Source organism: Nocardia halotolerans, from assembly GCF_042650145.1.
Lineage (GTDB): Bacteria > Actinomycetota > Actinomycetes > Mycobacteriales > Mycobacteriaceae > Nocardia > Nocardia halotolerans.
In genome coordinates, this window is sequence record NZ_JBHSDL010000014.1 from 1,455,101 (window position 1) to 1,468,655 (window position 13,555).

Genomic DNA, 13,555 nt, shown 5'->3' on the forward strand with positions numbered 1-13,555 from the left:
GTTTACGTCAAACCCGCGTAACTGTGCAACCCGCTGATCACCATGTTGATGATGAACAGGTTGAACAGCATGGCCACGAACCCGGCGATGTTGATCCAGGCGGCTTTGGTGTCGCGCCAGCCGGAGGTGGCTCGGGCGTGCAGGTAGGCCGCGTAGAGGACCCAGGCGATGAAGGAGCAGGTTTCTTTGGGGTCCCAGCCCCAGAAGCGGCCCCAGGCGGCTTCGGCCCAGATGGCGCCGAGGATGACGCCCGCGCCGAAGAGGGGGAAGCCGATGATGGTGGTTTTGTAGGCGAGTTGGTCGAGGGTGCGGGCGTCGGGGAGGCGGCGGGCGATGGTGCCGAGGAGGTTGGTGGATTCCTCGCCCGCGGGTTGGCGCATGCGGAACAGGTAGAGCAGGCTGGCCACGCCCGAGACCAGGAACACGCCGCTGCCGATGCTGACGATGGTGACGTGGATCGGCAACCAGAACGAGCGCAGCGCGGGGACCACGGGGGCGGCGTCGGCGTAGAGCACGGTGCCGGACAGGAACATCAGGATCAGGACGGGGATCAGCAGGAAGACCCACATGGCGCGGAACCGTTGGTCGCGCAGGAAGAACAGGCCGATCACCACGGCGGCCGCGGTGGCCATGGTGGTGAACTCGTACATGTTGCCCAGCGGGAAGCGGTGGGTGGCGAACCCGCGCAGCACGATCGAGACGACGTGCAGGATCGAGCCGACCACGAGCACCGAGAACGCCATGTTGCCCAGGCGTTCCCCGAGTGGGGTGGGGGCGGGTGTGCTGATGCGCCCGGGTAGCGCCGGGTCGGTGGGGGCGCCCGCGGGGACGAGTTCGCGCTCGGCGACCTGCTTGGCGCGCGCCGAGGCGTACTGCACGATCAGCAGAATCGTGGCCAGGGCGTATACGGCCATGGCGGACATGAAGGCGAAGTCGCTGTAGCGTGCCAGCGTTTCGTCGATCGGCATCAGGTCTCCGTTCCCAGCAGGCGGGTGCGCAGCCGATCGAATTCGCTGCCCCAGCCCGCTTGATCGCTTCTGGCCAGGCCGCCCATTTCTACTACGGTGCGTCGTTGATCCACGTTACCCGCCGCGGCCTCGATGGGGTACGCCCGGATCCAGATCCGGCGGCGCTTCACCAGCAGTGACACCAGCAGACCGGCCATCATGGTCAGCGAGCTCACCAGCACCCACTGCTGGAAGGGGTCGTGCGAGACCTGCAGGTTGACGAATTCCTCGGCGCCGTCGAAGGTCACCTGGGTGCCGTTGGGCAGGGTGGTCGACTCGCCGGGACGCAGGTTGACCCGCGCTTCCTTGTTGAGGCGGCCCTGCCGGATCATCTCCGGGTCCAGTGCGAACAGCGACTGCGAGCGGCCGGTGTCGAGGCCGGTGTTGCCGCGGTAGATATCGACCGCGACGGCCGGGTCGTCCATCCGCGGGAACGACGAGGTGAGCAGGCTGCCGTGGAACAGCGCCGTCGGCGCGAACAGACCTTCGATGGCGATCTGGTTCTCGCGGCGTTCCTCGTCGGTGGCGTACATGCCGCCGGGCGGATCGAATCGCATCGCACCGCTGGACAGGAAGGTTCGGGCGTCGTCGGGACGCCACTGGAGGGTCTCGGTGCGGGTTTCCCCGTTCGGGAAGGTGACGGTGAACGTCGGCGCGAAACCGTGACCCTGCAGGTAGACGCGGTCACCGGAGACGCGCAGCGGGTGGTTGACCCGCAGCTGGGTGTCGCGCCAAGTACCGGTCCGCAGGTCATCGCCCGCCTGGTAGGAGATGTTCGAGGTGAACATCTCGGCCTGCCCGGTGGGCAGGTAGTCGGCCTCGAAGTCCTTCACCTTGACGCACAGCGGGGTCATCCCGGTGCCGTCGTTGACGTTGCCCGCGCGGAACGAGTCGTACACCGCGGGTGAGGTGGTGCAGAAGCCCGGACCGTTGTCGGCGATCACGATGACGTTGCCCTCGTAACCGAACAGCTTGCCCAGCGCAATCGCGACCAGCAGACCCACCAGCGACAGGTGGAACACAAGATTGCCGAATTCGCGCAGGTACCCCTTCTCCGCGGAGAAGGTGACCTCACCGTCGCGTTTGCCGGGCCGCACCTGGGTGCGCCAGCCGCGCAACTGCGCACGCGCCTGCTCGATGACGGCGTCGGCGTCGCGGTCGACGGTCTCGTCGAAATGGTGCGGCAACCGCGCGAGGTTGCGCGGGGCAGCCACCGGCGGGGTGCGCAGGGCTTTGTAGTGGTCCCAGCAGCGCGGCAGGATGCAGCCGACCAGCGAGATGAACAGCAGCACGTAGATGGCGGTGAACCAGAAACTGCCGAACACGTCGAACAGTTCGAACCGGTCCATCCACGGTCCGAGCGTGGGCCGGTCGGCGATGTACTGGTCGACCTTCTGGCTGTTGAGGCTGCGCTGGGGCAGCAGGGCGCCGGGGATGGCGGCCAGCGCGAGCAGGAACAGCAGCACCAGGGCGGTGCGCATGCTCGTCAGGCCGCGCCACGTATTGCGGACCAGGGCCCACGCGCGACCGGGCAGCGACTGCCTGGGTGGCGGGTTGGGGGTGGTCGGCGTAGTCAGTGTTTCGGTCATCAGATCGGCAGGGTCACCTCGGAGACGAACCCGTCGCGCACCCAGCCGACGAACTGGTCCCACGCCCCCGTGACCAGTGCGACGCCGACGGCGACGAGCAGAACACCCCCGATTACCTGAATGGTGCGCGAATTGCGCCGCAGCCAGCCCACCCCGCGCAGCGCGCCGGCCGACCCGAAGGCGAGCACGACGAACGGCAGGCCCAGGCCCAGGCAGTACGCCACGATCAGGGCCACCCCGCGCACCGCGGTGGTCCCCTCGGTCCCGGCCGACACCGCCATCACACCCGACAGCGTCGGGCCAAGGCACGGCGTCCAGCCGAGGGCGAACACCCCGCCGAGCAGCGGCGCGCCCGCGATGCTGGTGAACCTGCGCGGCTCCATCCGGGTGTCGCGCTGCAACGCGGGCACCAGGCCGATGAACACCAGACCCATCAGGATCGTCACCACACCGCCCACGCGCTGCAGCAGTTCCCGGTTCACGTTGAGGGTCTGGATCAAGCCGAACACGGTGGCGGTGGCCAGCACGAACACCACCGTGAACCCGGCGACGAACAGTCCGGCGGCACCGGCCACGCGCAGCTTGGCGCTATTGCGCTGTTTGGTGAGTGTGGCGACCTGCCCGGCGGTGGCCGGTGGCGCCTCGGCTCCGACGAGCCCGGCCAGGTACGACAGATACCCCGGCACCAGCGGCACGACACACGGTGAAGCGAACGACACCAGGCCCGCGAGCAGACAGGCACCCAGCGCCAGCAACAACGGACCCGATGCCGCGGTCTGCTGGAACGAATCCCCGACTGCGGCGAGCACCATCACTCGGTGCTGTCCTGCTCACGCTGTTCGTCGCGGCGCAACGACAGGGTGCGCTCGGACTCGGCCGGTTCGCCCGGTCCGAAGTCGAACAGGCCCGCACCGGCGACGCTGCGCGGGACGGTGGCGATGCCCGCCCAACGATCGTCGACGGTCCACCCCGCTCCCGTACGGCGGGCACCCTGGCGGGGGCGGCACGCGGTCAGATTTCCGGGACGACGACGGCTCACTGCTTCTCCTCGGCGGCGATTTGCTCGACCACGGGCTGTAGGTCTTCTGCCAGTAGCGAGCGAAGGAAGACCGCGGCGACCCGGTGCTGACGATCCAGGATCAACGTGGTCGGAATGACACTGGTGGGAAAGTTTCCGCCGAGAGCGAGCAAGGTTCGCATCGACGGGTCGTAGATGGACGGGTAACCGATGTCGTAGTCCACTACGAAATCCTGGGCTTTGTCGCGCTGGTGGTCGCGGACGTTGATCCCCAGGAACGCGACGCCCTGATCTCGGGTCGCCGCGTAGACCTCTTCGAGTGCGGGTGCTTCGGCACGGCACGGGCCGCACCACTGCCCCCACAGGTTCACGACCACGACCTGGTTCGGGAAATCGTCGACCGAAACGGTCTTTCCCTCGTTCATCAGATCGGGTCCCGAGAGCGTGCCGATCGTCCCGCGGGCGGCGGGCGGATCGTAGAAGATGTCGGTTTTGCCACCGGGCGAGACGAAGTCGAAGGTGCCGCCGCCGGTGGCGACCGCATCGGTGCCGGTCGAACAGCCCGCCACGGCCACGATCAGCAGGGCCGACAGTGCGGCGAGTACCGCCCGCGGCCGACGGCCACGGGCAGATCCCGATGCGGTCGAGCGTGTCATGCGCCGTGCACCGTCGGGTCCGACGCGCCGGCCGGTTCGGAGTACACGATGTCGACCAGGGTGTCGCCGTGGTAGACGAGCGAGGTCAGCGAGGCCAGCGAGCACTGGCGGTTGCGCGGGTCGTGCCAGAGCCGCTGGCCCTGCAGGAACCGGCGCAACGTCCACACGGGCAGCTGATGCGAAACCAGCACCACCTCGTGTCCGGCGCCCTCGACGCGGGCCTTGTTGACCGCGGCCAGCATGCGATGGGCGATCTGCAAATACGGCTCGCCCCACGACGGTGTGAACGGGTCGCGCAGTTTCCACCAGTGCCGCGGCTTGCGCAACGCACCGTCACCGACGGACACGCGCAGCCCCTCGAAGGTGTTGCCCGCTTCGATCAGGTTCTCGTCTGTGCGCACGATCAAGTCGTGGGCGGCCGCGATCGGGGCCGCGGTCTCCTGGGCGCGCTGCAGCGGGGAGGCGATCACCAGGGACACGTCGTGGTCGGTGAGCGAACGGGCCACCGCGTCGGCCTGGGCGCGGCCGGTGGCCGAGAGGCTGAAGCCGGGCAGGCGGCCGTAGAGGATGCCGTTGGGGTTGTGCACCTCGCCGTGGCGCAGCACGTGCACGATGGTCTCGACGCCGGACGGGTCGGCGTCGAGCAGCGGCGGGGACTCGGCGGGCGCCAGTGGTGGCACTTCCTCGTCACCGTCGACCGAGGTGGCGAATACTGCGTCGGGCTGGTCGGAGCTCACGCTGGTGATCCTTCGGGGGTGGCGGCCGCGGCCGCGTGGGCGGCGGCGGGCAGAGCGGCGGCGATACGGTCGAACGCGTCCTCGTCGAGCGCCGCGGAGACGAACCAGGCTTCGAACGCGCTCGGCGGCGCGTACACGCCCGCGTCGAGCAGGGCGTGGAAGAAGGCCGGGTAACGCCAGGTCTGGCAGGCCTTGGCGGTGGCATAGTCGGTCACCGGGTGGTCGGCGAAGAACACGCTCACCATATTGCCTGCGAACTGCACTCGATGCTCGACACCGGCTTCGGTCAGGGCTTTTGTGAGCAGCGCGCCGAGCCGGTCGGCGTTTCGGTCCAGCGCGGCGTACACCTGCGCGTCGGCCGCGCGCAGTGTCGCCAGGCCCGCGGCCACCGCCACGGGGTTCCCCGACAGGGTGCCGGCCTGATAGACCGGGCCGAGGGGGGCGAGGTTGTTCATGATCTCGGCGCGGCCACCGAACGCGGCGGCGGGCAGGCCACCGCTCATCACCTTGCCGAAGGTGTAGAGGTCACCGGCGACGCCCTCGCGGCCGTACCAACCCGAGGCGCTCACCCGGAAACCGGTCATCACTTCGTCCATCACGAGCAGCGCGCCGTTGTCCTGGGTCAGGGTGCGCAGGCCCTCGTTGAAACCGGGCAGCGGCGCGACCGCGCCCATGTTCCCCGCGGCGGCCTCGGTGATGACGCAGGCGATCTGACCGGGATGCGCCTCGAAGGCGGCGGCGACGGCGGCGAGGTCGTTGTAGGGCAGCACGATGGTGTCGGCGGCCTGGGCGCCGGTCACACCGGGCGAGGTGGGCAGGCCCAGGGTCGCGACACCGGAGCCGGCGTCGGCCAGCAGGGCGTCGACGTGCCCGTGGTAGCAACCGGAGAATTTGATGATCTTGGAGCGACCGGTGAAGCCGCGGGCCAGCCGGACCGCGCTCATGGTGGCCTCGGTGCCGGAGTTGACCAGCCGCACCCGCTCGACCGGGTCGACGCGCGCGGCGATGGCCTCGGCCAGTTCGATCTCGGCCTCGGTGGGCGCACCGAACGACAGGCCGCTCGTCGCGGCCCGCTGCACCGCTTCGACGACCGCTGGATGCGCGTGGCCGAGGATCATCGGACCCCACGAGCAGACCAGATCCACGTATTCGTTGCCGTCGGCGTCGACGAGGGTGTAGCCGTTGGCCGAGGAGATGAACCGGGGCGTGCCGCCGACGGAATTGAACGCACGCACCGGGGAATTGACACCACCCGGGATCACCGAAAAGGCCCGCTCGAAGAGCTGGGCGGACTTCGGAACCTGCGCCGGAACGGTCCTGGTCGCGCGCGGAGAAGAACTCACGGATTCCAGTCTCTCAGCTCACCTCGCCGCGCCGGACGACAGGGTGGAGCACAGTGACCCAGACCGCACCGACCCACCGACGACACGCCCGACACGCCGACCCGGCCGTCAAGCGATTCGGCGCCGGACCGATCCGCGGCGCCCACCGGAGTCGGGTGGGCGCCGCGTCATCGGTGTCGCGTGGCTCAGGTGTACATGCAGGGGACCTCGGCCGAGATGGTGTGCAGGTGGCACATGATGCCGTTGTAGATCCCGCTCGAACCGGTCTCCGGGGCGAAGCCGCCGGCGGCGGGCTCGGCGACCACCGGGGTGAGTGGCAGTCCGGGCGCGGCCTGAGCGGGCGCGGCCAGCGCGATCGTCGCGAAGGCGGCGGCGACGGTACAGATTCCCGCGGCGAGTCTGGTCATCGGTTTCCTCCTGGATCGGCCCGTATAGCGAGCCGGCGTTGGTGCTCGAACCCCAACGCACACATCGGAATTCGACTTCCTCATGACATCGGTTCGGCGGCGCGCAACGCTACAGCGCGGCCCTGGTGGACCCGGGCGACGGCGTCGATGAGCAGGACTCCGGCGATGATCAGCAGCGCGGTCGCCAGCGCCAGCAGCGGGGGCACATAACGCACCGCCTCGAACGGGGGCAGATGCTCCGATCCCGTGAACACGGTGGTGCGCTGCGCGTTGCGCCAACTGGCCACCGCGCCGAGCAGGCAGAGTGCGGCCAGACCGAGTTCGAGCAGCGCCGCGGCGATCCAGCGTTTCATCCTGGCGATCCTGCCAGGGTCGCGGTCGCGGGCGTGCACAGGCTCATGGACATGGTCCGGGCTGTGGATCAGATCGCGCTCGGCAGCAGGACCAGCGCGATCGTGACCAGGCCGAGCAGTATGAGAAGGCCGATGACCAACAGGTCTCGCCGCAGGCTGTGTGGTTGCTGGATCACCACGCGCATCGCTGCTGCCTCCGCTCCCCCGGTTTGCCACCGTGTACGTCACATCGGCTCACCTCACTGCCGGTGTGATGATCCTCACCATACACTTCGGCGGGTCGTCAGCCAATGACGCCGCCGCGACACCCGCCGTTCACCGCCGGTTCGGCTGGAAGTACTTGGTCGACTCCGGTCGGTAACTCAGGTACGCGGCACCGACGGCCAGCACACCCTGCACGATCGCGATGGCACCACTGACCATCGACGCGGGCCCGCCGTCACCGTCGAAGGTGAACATCGTGGCGACCGCCCCGACGCCCAACCACACCGCGACGATCGTCAGCACGGTGCGCGCCCAGCTCTTGCCACGGCCGAGCTGGTGCGCGATCAGCACGGTGAGTCCGGCCAGCAGCAGCCCGACCACTCCGGTCAGACCGACGAATACCGGCACTATCAGGTCGGCGGTCGCGGCGGGCAGGTCCGGGTCGGTCTTGTACGCCTCCTCGAGGAGCTGCTTTTCGAGCTCGTCGCGATCGCCGAGCATGGTGACGATGCCCGCTCCGGTGTAGACGACACCGAGGCCGGCGACTCCCCACCACAGCTGCCGGGCGGTGCCGACGTCCTCCGGCACGGGGTTGGTTTCGGGTTTGTTCGGCGGAACGATCACGACAGCCAGTGTGCAGCCTCGGTCGCGGAGTAGGTGAGCACGATGTCCGCGCCCGCCCGCCGGATGCCGATCAGGGATTCCAGGATCGAGTCGCGACGGTCGATCCAGCCGCGTTCGGCGGCGGCGGTGATCATCGAGTACTCACCGGAGATCTGGTAGGCGGCCACCGGCACCGTCGAGCGGTCGGCGACGTCGCGCAGGATGTCGAGGTAGGACATGGCCGGCTTCACCATCACGATGTCGGCGCCCTCGGCCAGGTCGAGCTCGAGTTCGCGCAGCGATTCGCGGCGGTTGGCCGGGTCCTGCTGATAGGTGCGGCGGTCGCCCTGCAGCGACGAGCCGACGGCCTCGCGGAACGGCCCGTAGAAGGCCGAGGCGTATTTGGCCGCGTAGGCCAGGATGGCGGTGTCGGTGTGCCCGCCGGCGTCGAGGCCGCGCCGGATGGCGGCGACCTGGCCGTCCATCATGCCGCTGGTGCCGAGCAGGTCGGCACCGGCCGCGGCCTGTGACAACGCCATCTCGACGTAACGGTGCAGCGTGGCGTCGTTGTCGACCGCGCCGTCGGAGCCGATCACGCCGCAGTGGCCGTGGTCGGTGAACTCGTCCAGGCAGGTGTCGGCCATCACGACGGTGGCGCCGCCGACCTCTTCGGCGAGTGCGCGCAGTCCGCGGTTGAGGATGCCGTCGGGGTCGCTGGCCAGGCTGCCGGTGGCGTCCTTGTCCTCGGGCAGCGGCACGCCGAACAGCATCAGCCCGCCGACTCCGGCGCCCACCGCTTCCACGGCCGCTTTGCGCAGCGAGTCCATCGTGTGCTGATACACGCCGGGCATCGAGCTGATCTCGCGCGGCTCGGTCAGGCCGTCGGCGACGAACATCGGCAGTACGAGTTGACGCGGTTGCAGCGTGGTTTCGGCGACGAGCCGCCGCATTGCGGGGGTCCTGCGCAACCGCCGCGGGCGGTCGAAAGCGGTCATAGCCCGCAGAATACGCCTGTGCGATTTCCGGCGCAGCGGCGCCCGCGGGCATCTCGCATCCGCACCGGCACCGCTTCGGTGAGGTCGGCGACCGGGCCCGGCGAGCCTGTGGATAACATCGAAAGCGACTGGAGCTCAAGATCTTCCGCGCGAGAACACCGAAACCTGTCGGTGCCCGTCGGTACAATCGAAAGCGTGTTCGAGGGTTCCGACGATCGGGGGCGGGACCCACACGCGACGGGAGGACGCCGAATGAATTCCATTGCCGCCAAGACCACTCTCATCACCGCGCCGTACGTACCGCTGGAGAAGAAGCGACTGCCCGCGGGCCGGCCGCGCCGCTGGTACGTGGCGCACAACCGGCGGCTCAAGGCCATGCGGTTGACCATCGCGCTGCTGGATTCCGGTGTGTACCTACCCAACCAGGCCACCAACGAGACGATCCGGCGCACCGCGGAGAAGATCGACATCCGCCCGCCCTCGGATGCCACCTGCCGACTGGTGCGCACCTTGCTGCGCTACAGCCGATGACGCTGATACGCCGAAAGCCCGCCGTTGCGGGCGGGCTTTCGGGGTATCTCCTACGCCTAGCGGCTGCTGCTGCGGCGGCTCTTCTTACGCGGCGGCGGCAGCAGACCTTCGGCGCGCAGGCGCGACGCGTGCTCGGCCAGTGCTTCCACCAGCGGGCCCACCTGCGCGGCCTCGGGCTGCACGTCCACGCGCAGACCGAACTCGATCGCGGTCTCGGCCGTCTTGGGGCCGATGCAGGCCACGATGGTGCGCGCGTGCGGCTTGCCCGCGATACCCACCAGATTGCGCACCGTGGAGGACGAGGTGAACAGGACCGCGTCGAAACCGCCGGTCTTGATCATCTCGCGGGTCTCCGCGGGCGGCGGCGAAGCGCGCACGGTGCGGTAGGCGGTGACGTCGTCGATCTCCCAGCCGCGTTCGCGCAGCCCCTCGGCCAGGGTTTCGGTGGCGATGTCGGCGCGCGGCAACAGCACCCGGTTCACCGGGTCGAACACGTCGTCATACGGCGGGAAGTCGGCGAGCAGGCCCTCGGAAGACTGTTCCCCGCTGGGCACCATCTCGGGATTGATACCGAAGGAACGCACCCGCTCCGCAGTGGCCTCACCGACGCAGGCGATCTTCACACCGGAGAACGCCCGGGCGTCCAGACCGAACTCGGCGAATTTCTCCCACACCGCGCGCACCGCGTTCGTGGAGGTGAACACCACCCACTGGTAGCGGCCGTCGACCAGACCCTTCACCGCGCGCTCCATCTGCGCGGGACTGCGCGGTGGCTCCACCGCGATGGTCGGTACCTCCATCGGGATGGCGCCATGGGTGACCAGGCGCTCGCTCATCTCGCCCGCCTGGTCCTTGGTGCGCGGCACCAGCACGGTCCAGCCGTAGAGCGCGCGCGATTCCCACCACGACATCTTCGAACGCTTGTCGACCTCCTTGCCGACCGTCACGACCAGCGGGCCGACCAGCTCGGAAGCGGCATTGTTCAGCGAGGCGAGGGTGGCCTCGATGGTGCGCTGCTGCCGGGTGGTGCCACGCACGGTCACCGCGACCGGAGTCTGCGGGGCCATCCCGTGCTCGACCAGCGCGCTCGCGGTCTCGGCCAGGTGACCCGAGGTGGCGTGCAGTACCAGCGGGCCGGGGGCGGCGGCCAGCGCCGCCCAGTCGACCTCGCCGCGTACATCGGCCTCGGTGTGCCCGGAACCCAGCGCGATACCGGCGTAGCTGGGCACCGCCGAACCGTTGGGCAGACCGGGCAGCACCTCGAACACCATGTGCGAACGGGTCACCGCGTTCACCTCGCTGATCACCGAATCGGTGGTCAGCGGGTCGCCGGTGACGATGCGGACCACGTCGTGGCCGTTGCGGGCCTCGGCGATCAGCGTCTTGGCCACCTCGGTGGGTTCGCCCAGGGCCGGACGCACGTCGACCGGGCGCTGCCCGTCTTCGTCGGCCTCGACACCGATACCGATCAGGGCGAGCACGCCCTTGTCGACATCGGGGTCGGTGAACGCGAGCGTCGCCCGTTCGAGCACGTCACGGGCGCGCACGGTCAGCAGGGCCGGGTCGCCGGGGCCGGAGCCGACGAAAAGGATCCGCCCTGGTTGCTTCTTGGTGGCTCGGCTGCTCATCGGTTGTTCTCCATCGGGCTGGAATTAGTGAAGTCAGTGTCCGGCGCCGGCTCGTCGATGACGCTCAGCAGGGCGCGTGCGCCGAGGTCGAGCAGTTCGAGCGCCAAGGCGCGGCCGAGTTCGGCGGCGTCTTCGGGCGCACCGACGATCGAAGCGCGCAATACCTCCGAACCGTCGATCGCGGCGACGCAGCCGCGCAGCGACAGTTCATCGAAGATCCGGCCGTCCTCGTCGATCGACTCGACGACCTCGGCCAGCGCCCCGACCGGGGCGGTACAACCGGCCTCGAGCTCGCCGAGCAGCGCACGCTCGGCCACGATCGCGGCTCGGGTCGGCGCGTCGTCCAAACCGGCGAGCACCTCGATCAGTTCGGGCTCGTCGCTGCGGCATTCCACCGCAAGGGCGCCCTGCGAGGGAGCGGGCAGCATCTGCACCGGCTCGAGCGATTCGGTGATCGCGTCGGTGCGCCCGATCCGCGACAGACCGGCACGCGCGATGACGATGGCGTCGAGTTCGCCCTCGCTCACCTTGCGCATCCGGGAGTCGATGTTGCCGCGCAGCGGCAGAATGTCGAGGCCCAGGCCCAGGGCGCGCAGCTGGGCGGCCCGGCGCGGGGCCGAGGTACCCACCTTGGCGCCGGCGGGCAGCTCACCGAGCACCATGCCGTCGCGAGCGATCAGCGCGTCACGCGGGTCCTCGCGCAGCGGCACCGCGGCGATGGTGAAGCGTGGGTCCTGGGCGGTGGGCAGATCCTTGTAGGAGTGCACCGCGACGTCGATGTCGCCCGCGGCCAGCTCGTCGCGCAGCGCGGAGGTGAACACGCCGACACCGATCTTCTGTACCGGGTCCGACGACAGGTCGCCGGGGGTTTTGATCACGACCAGTTCGGCGGGCTGACCCGCCGCGATCAGGGCGTCTCGAACGGTGCCCGCCTGGGTCAGCGCGAGCAGGCTGCCGCGCGTGCCGATCCGCCAGGGCGCACTGACGCTGCCTGCGGTCACGGTGTCCTCTTCCTGCACTGTGGTGGTCATGAATCCTGCCCATCGCCGAGGTGTCCTGCGGTGAAGTCGTCGGCCAGCGCGGGCTCAGCCGCTGCGACCTCCATGGGAGCGGCAACCGCTTGCACCGCACCGGGTTTCAGTTCGAACAGCTCACGCAACGCTTCGGCGTAGCTGTCGCCGCCCGGCGTGGATGCCAGTTGCTTGACGCGCACCGTCGGTGCGTGCAGCAACTTGTCGACGACGCGGCGCACGGTGCGCGCCACCTCGTCACGAGCCGGGTCGGCCAGGTCGGGCAGCCGCGAGTCGAGGCGGAGCAGTTCTGCTTCCACCACATCGGCGGCACGCTGGCGCAGAGCGGCCACCGTGGGGGTGACCTCCGCCATGCGTTGCCCGGCAAGGTATTTCGCGAGTTCGTCGGCGACGATGAGGCGTGCGGCCGCGGTGTCGTCGGCCGCGGCGCCCGCGGCCGGATCGCGCTGCAGCGATTCGATGTCGATGACGGCCACGCCGGGCAGCCCGGCCACGGCGTGCTCCACGTCACGGGGCAGGCCGAGGTCGCAGAACACCAGCGGGCGCTGTGCGGCTTCGGTGTGGGCGCGGTCGGCCAGCGCGCGGTGCGTGTCGGCCAGGGTCACCACGGCGCCGACCGCGCCGGTGCAGGTGATCACCACGTCGGCAGCGGCCATGGCGGCGGTGAGCTGGGCGGTCTCGACAGCCTCGGTGTCGACACCGTGCATGGTGCGCCCGGTTTCGGCGAGACGCTGCGCGCGTTCGAGGGTGCGGTTCACGACCACGATCCGGCCGATCCCGGCCCGCGACAGGTGTGCCACGGCCAGCCCGCCCATCGCGCCGGCACCGAGCACCACCGCGGTACGTCCGGCGAGGTCACCGATCACGCCGCGCGCACGATCGAGCGCCACCGACACCACCGACGCGCCGGCCCGGTCGATCCCGGTCTCCGAATGCACCCGCTTGCCGACCCGCAACCCGTGCTGGGCCAGTTCGTGCAGGGTGCGCCCGACCGCCTGCTGGCTGTCGGCGCTGGCGTAGGCGCTGCGGATCTGGCTGAGCACCTGCTGTTCGCCGACGACCATCGAGTCCAGGCCGCTGGCCACCGCGAACAGGTGTTCGGCGGCGGCCTCGCTGTAGCGCACGTAGGCGTGCTTGGTGAGATCGGGCAGCGCCATTCCGGAGTGTTCGGTGAGCAGCTCGCCCACCTCGCCGAGACCACCGTGGAAGGCGTCGACGACCGCGTAGACCTCGACCCGGTTGCAGGTGGAGACGATCATCGCCTCGGACACGTGACTCGACTCGAGCAGCCGGTCGACCAGCTTGGGCCGGTCGGCCTCGCTGATGGCGACCTTCTCCAGCACCGAGACCGGCGCGCTGCGGTGTGAGATCCCGACGAGCAGCACACTCATGACCGCACCTCGCCGATGCTCGGCTCCGACCCGCGCGACCGCGCGCTGATCTGCTGGTTCGC

15 protein-coding genes are annotated in these 13,555 nt (G+C 69.5%); 1 reads left to right on the forward strand and 14 read right to left on the reverse strand.

From position 1 onward, the window contains the following. Positions 1-2: 2 nt before the first annotated feature. The 11 genes from ccsB to hemB form a co-directional block, all read right to left on the reverse strand. On the reverse strand, positions 3-968 hold the full coding sequence (gene ccsB / locus ACFO5K_RS17130; RefSeq protein ID WP_378563148.1) for a c-type cytochrome biogenesis protein CcsB: 966 nt from the start codon (positions 966-968) through the stop codon (positions 3-5). Then, positions 968-2,596: a cytochrome c biogenesis protein ResB gene (gene resB / locus ACFO5K_RS17135; RefSeq protein ID WP_378563151.1), complete on the reverse strand. Its 1,629-nt coding sequence runs from the start codon at positions 2,594-2,596 to the stop codon at positions 968-970. The genes ccsB and resB overlap by 1 nt, the downstream gene beginning before the upstream one ends. Continuing rightward, positions 2,596-3,408, reverse strand: coding sequence for a cytochrome c biogenesis CcdA family protein (locus ACFO5K_RS17140; protein WP_378563154.1), 813 nt, complete (start codon positions 3,406-3,408; stop codon positions 2,596-2,598). Before ACFO5K_RS17140 ends, resB begins: the two co-directional genes overlap by 1 nt. After that, entirely contained in the window at positions 3,408-3,635 is a 228-nt protein-coding gene (locus ACFO5K_RS17145; protein ID WP_378563158.1) for a hypothetical protein, read from the reverse strand. The genes ACFO5K_RS17140 and ACFO5K_RS17145 overlap by 1 nt, the downstream gene beginning before the upstream one ends. Continuing rightward, positions 3,632-4,270, reverse strand: a complete 639-nt coding sequence (locus tag ACFO5K_RS17150) for a TlpA disulfide reductase family protein (protein WP_378563161.1) — start codon at positions 4,268-4,270, stop codon at positions 3,632-3,634. The genes ACFO5K_RS17145 and ACFO5K_RS17150 overlap by 4 nt, the downstream gene beginning before the upstream one ends. After that, positions 4,267-4,917: a histidine phosphatase family protein gene (locus ACFO5K_RS17155; RefSeq protein ID WP_378563917.1), complete on the reverse strand. Its 651-nt coding sequence runs from the start codon at positions 4,915-4,917 to the stop codon at positions 4,267-4,269. Before ACFO5K_RS17155 ends, ACFO5K_RS17150 begins: the two co-directional genes overlap by 4 nt. Positions 4,918-5,003: 86 nt before the next feature. Then, entirely contained in the window at positions 5,004-6,350 is a 1,347-nt protein-coding gene (gene hemL, locus ACFO5K_RS17160) for a glutamate-1-semialdehyde 2,1-aminomutase (protein ID WP_378563164.1), read from the reverse strand. A gap of 185 nt (positions 6,351-6,535) precedes the next feature. Beyond that, on the reverse strand, positions 6,536-6,757 hold the full coding sequence (locus tag ACFO5K_RS17165; RefSeq protein ID WP_378563166.1) for a hypothetical protein: 222 nt from the start codon (positions 6,755-6,757) through the stop codon (positions 6,536-6,538). Positions 6,758-6,837: 80 nt separating this feature from the next. After that, positions 6,838-7,110 (reverse strand): hypothetical protein, encoded by a 273-nt coding sequence (locus ACFO5K_RS17170; RefSeq protein ID WP_378563169.1) that lies wholly within the window; start codon positions 7,108-7,110, stop codon positions 6,838-6,840. 315 nt (positions 7,111-7,425) lie between these two features. After that, complete coding sequence (locus tag ACFO5K_RS17175; protein WP_378563171.1) at positions 7,426-7,938, reverse strand: hypothetical protein; 513 nt, start codon at positions 7,936-7,938, stop codon at positions 7,426-7,428. Further along, positions 7,935-8,912, reverse strand: a complete 978-nt coding sequence (gene hemB / locus ACFO5K_RS17180; RefSeq protein WP_378563174.1) for a porphobilinogen synthase — start codon at positions 8,910-8,912, stop codon at positions 7,935-7,937. Before hemB ends, ACFO5K_RS17175 begins: the two co-directional genes overlap by 4 nt. A 252-nt stretch (positions 8,913-9,164) precedes the next feature. On the opposite strand from hemB, the gene ACFO5K_RS17185 reads away from it, so the two are divergent. Further along, positions 9,165-9,443: a hypothetical protein gene (locus ACFO5K_RS17185; protein WP_378563176.1), complete on the forward strand. Its 279-nt coding sequence runs from the start codon at positions 9,165-9,167 to the stop codon at positions 9,441-9,443. Positions 9,444-9,499: 56 nt separating this feature from the next. Here ACFO5K_RS17185 and ACFO5K_RS17190 read toward each other — a convergent pair whose 3' ends face one another. The 3 genes from ACFO5K_RS17190 to ACFO5K_RS17200 are packed head-to-tail and all read right to left on the reverse strand — an operon-like array spanning position 9,500 to position 13,493. Beyond that, positions 9,500-11,071, reverse strand: coding sequence for a bifunctional uroporphyrinogen-III C-methyltransferase/uroporphyrinogen-III synthase (locus ACFO5K_RS17190; RefSeq protein ID WP_378563179.1), 1,572 nt, complete (start codon positions 11,069-11,071; stop codon positions 9,500-9,502). Beyond that, positions 11,068-12,102, reverse strand: coding sequence for a hydroxymethylbilane synthase (hemC, locus tag ACFO5K_RS17195; RefSeq protein WP_378563181.1), 1,035 nt, complete (start codon positions 12,100-12,102; stop codon positions 11,068-11,070). Before hemC ends, ACFO5K_RS17190 begins: the two co-directional genes overlap by 4 nt. Continuing rightward, a complete protein-coding gene (locus ACFO5K_RS17200; RefSeq protein ID WP_378563184.1) occupies positions 12,099-13,493 on the reverse strand; it encodes a glutamyl-tRNA reductase in 1,395 nt (464 codons plus the stop codon). Before ACFO5K_RS17200 ends, hemC begins: the two co-directional genes overlap by 4 nt. Positions 13,494-13,555: the final 62 nt, after the last annotated feature.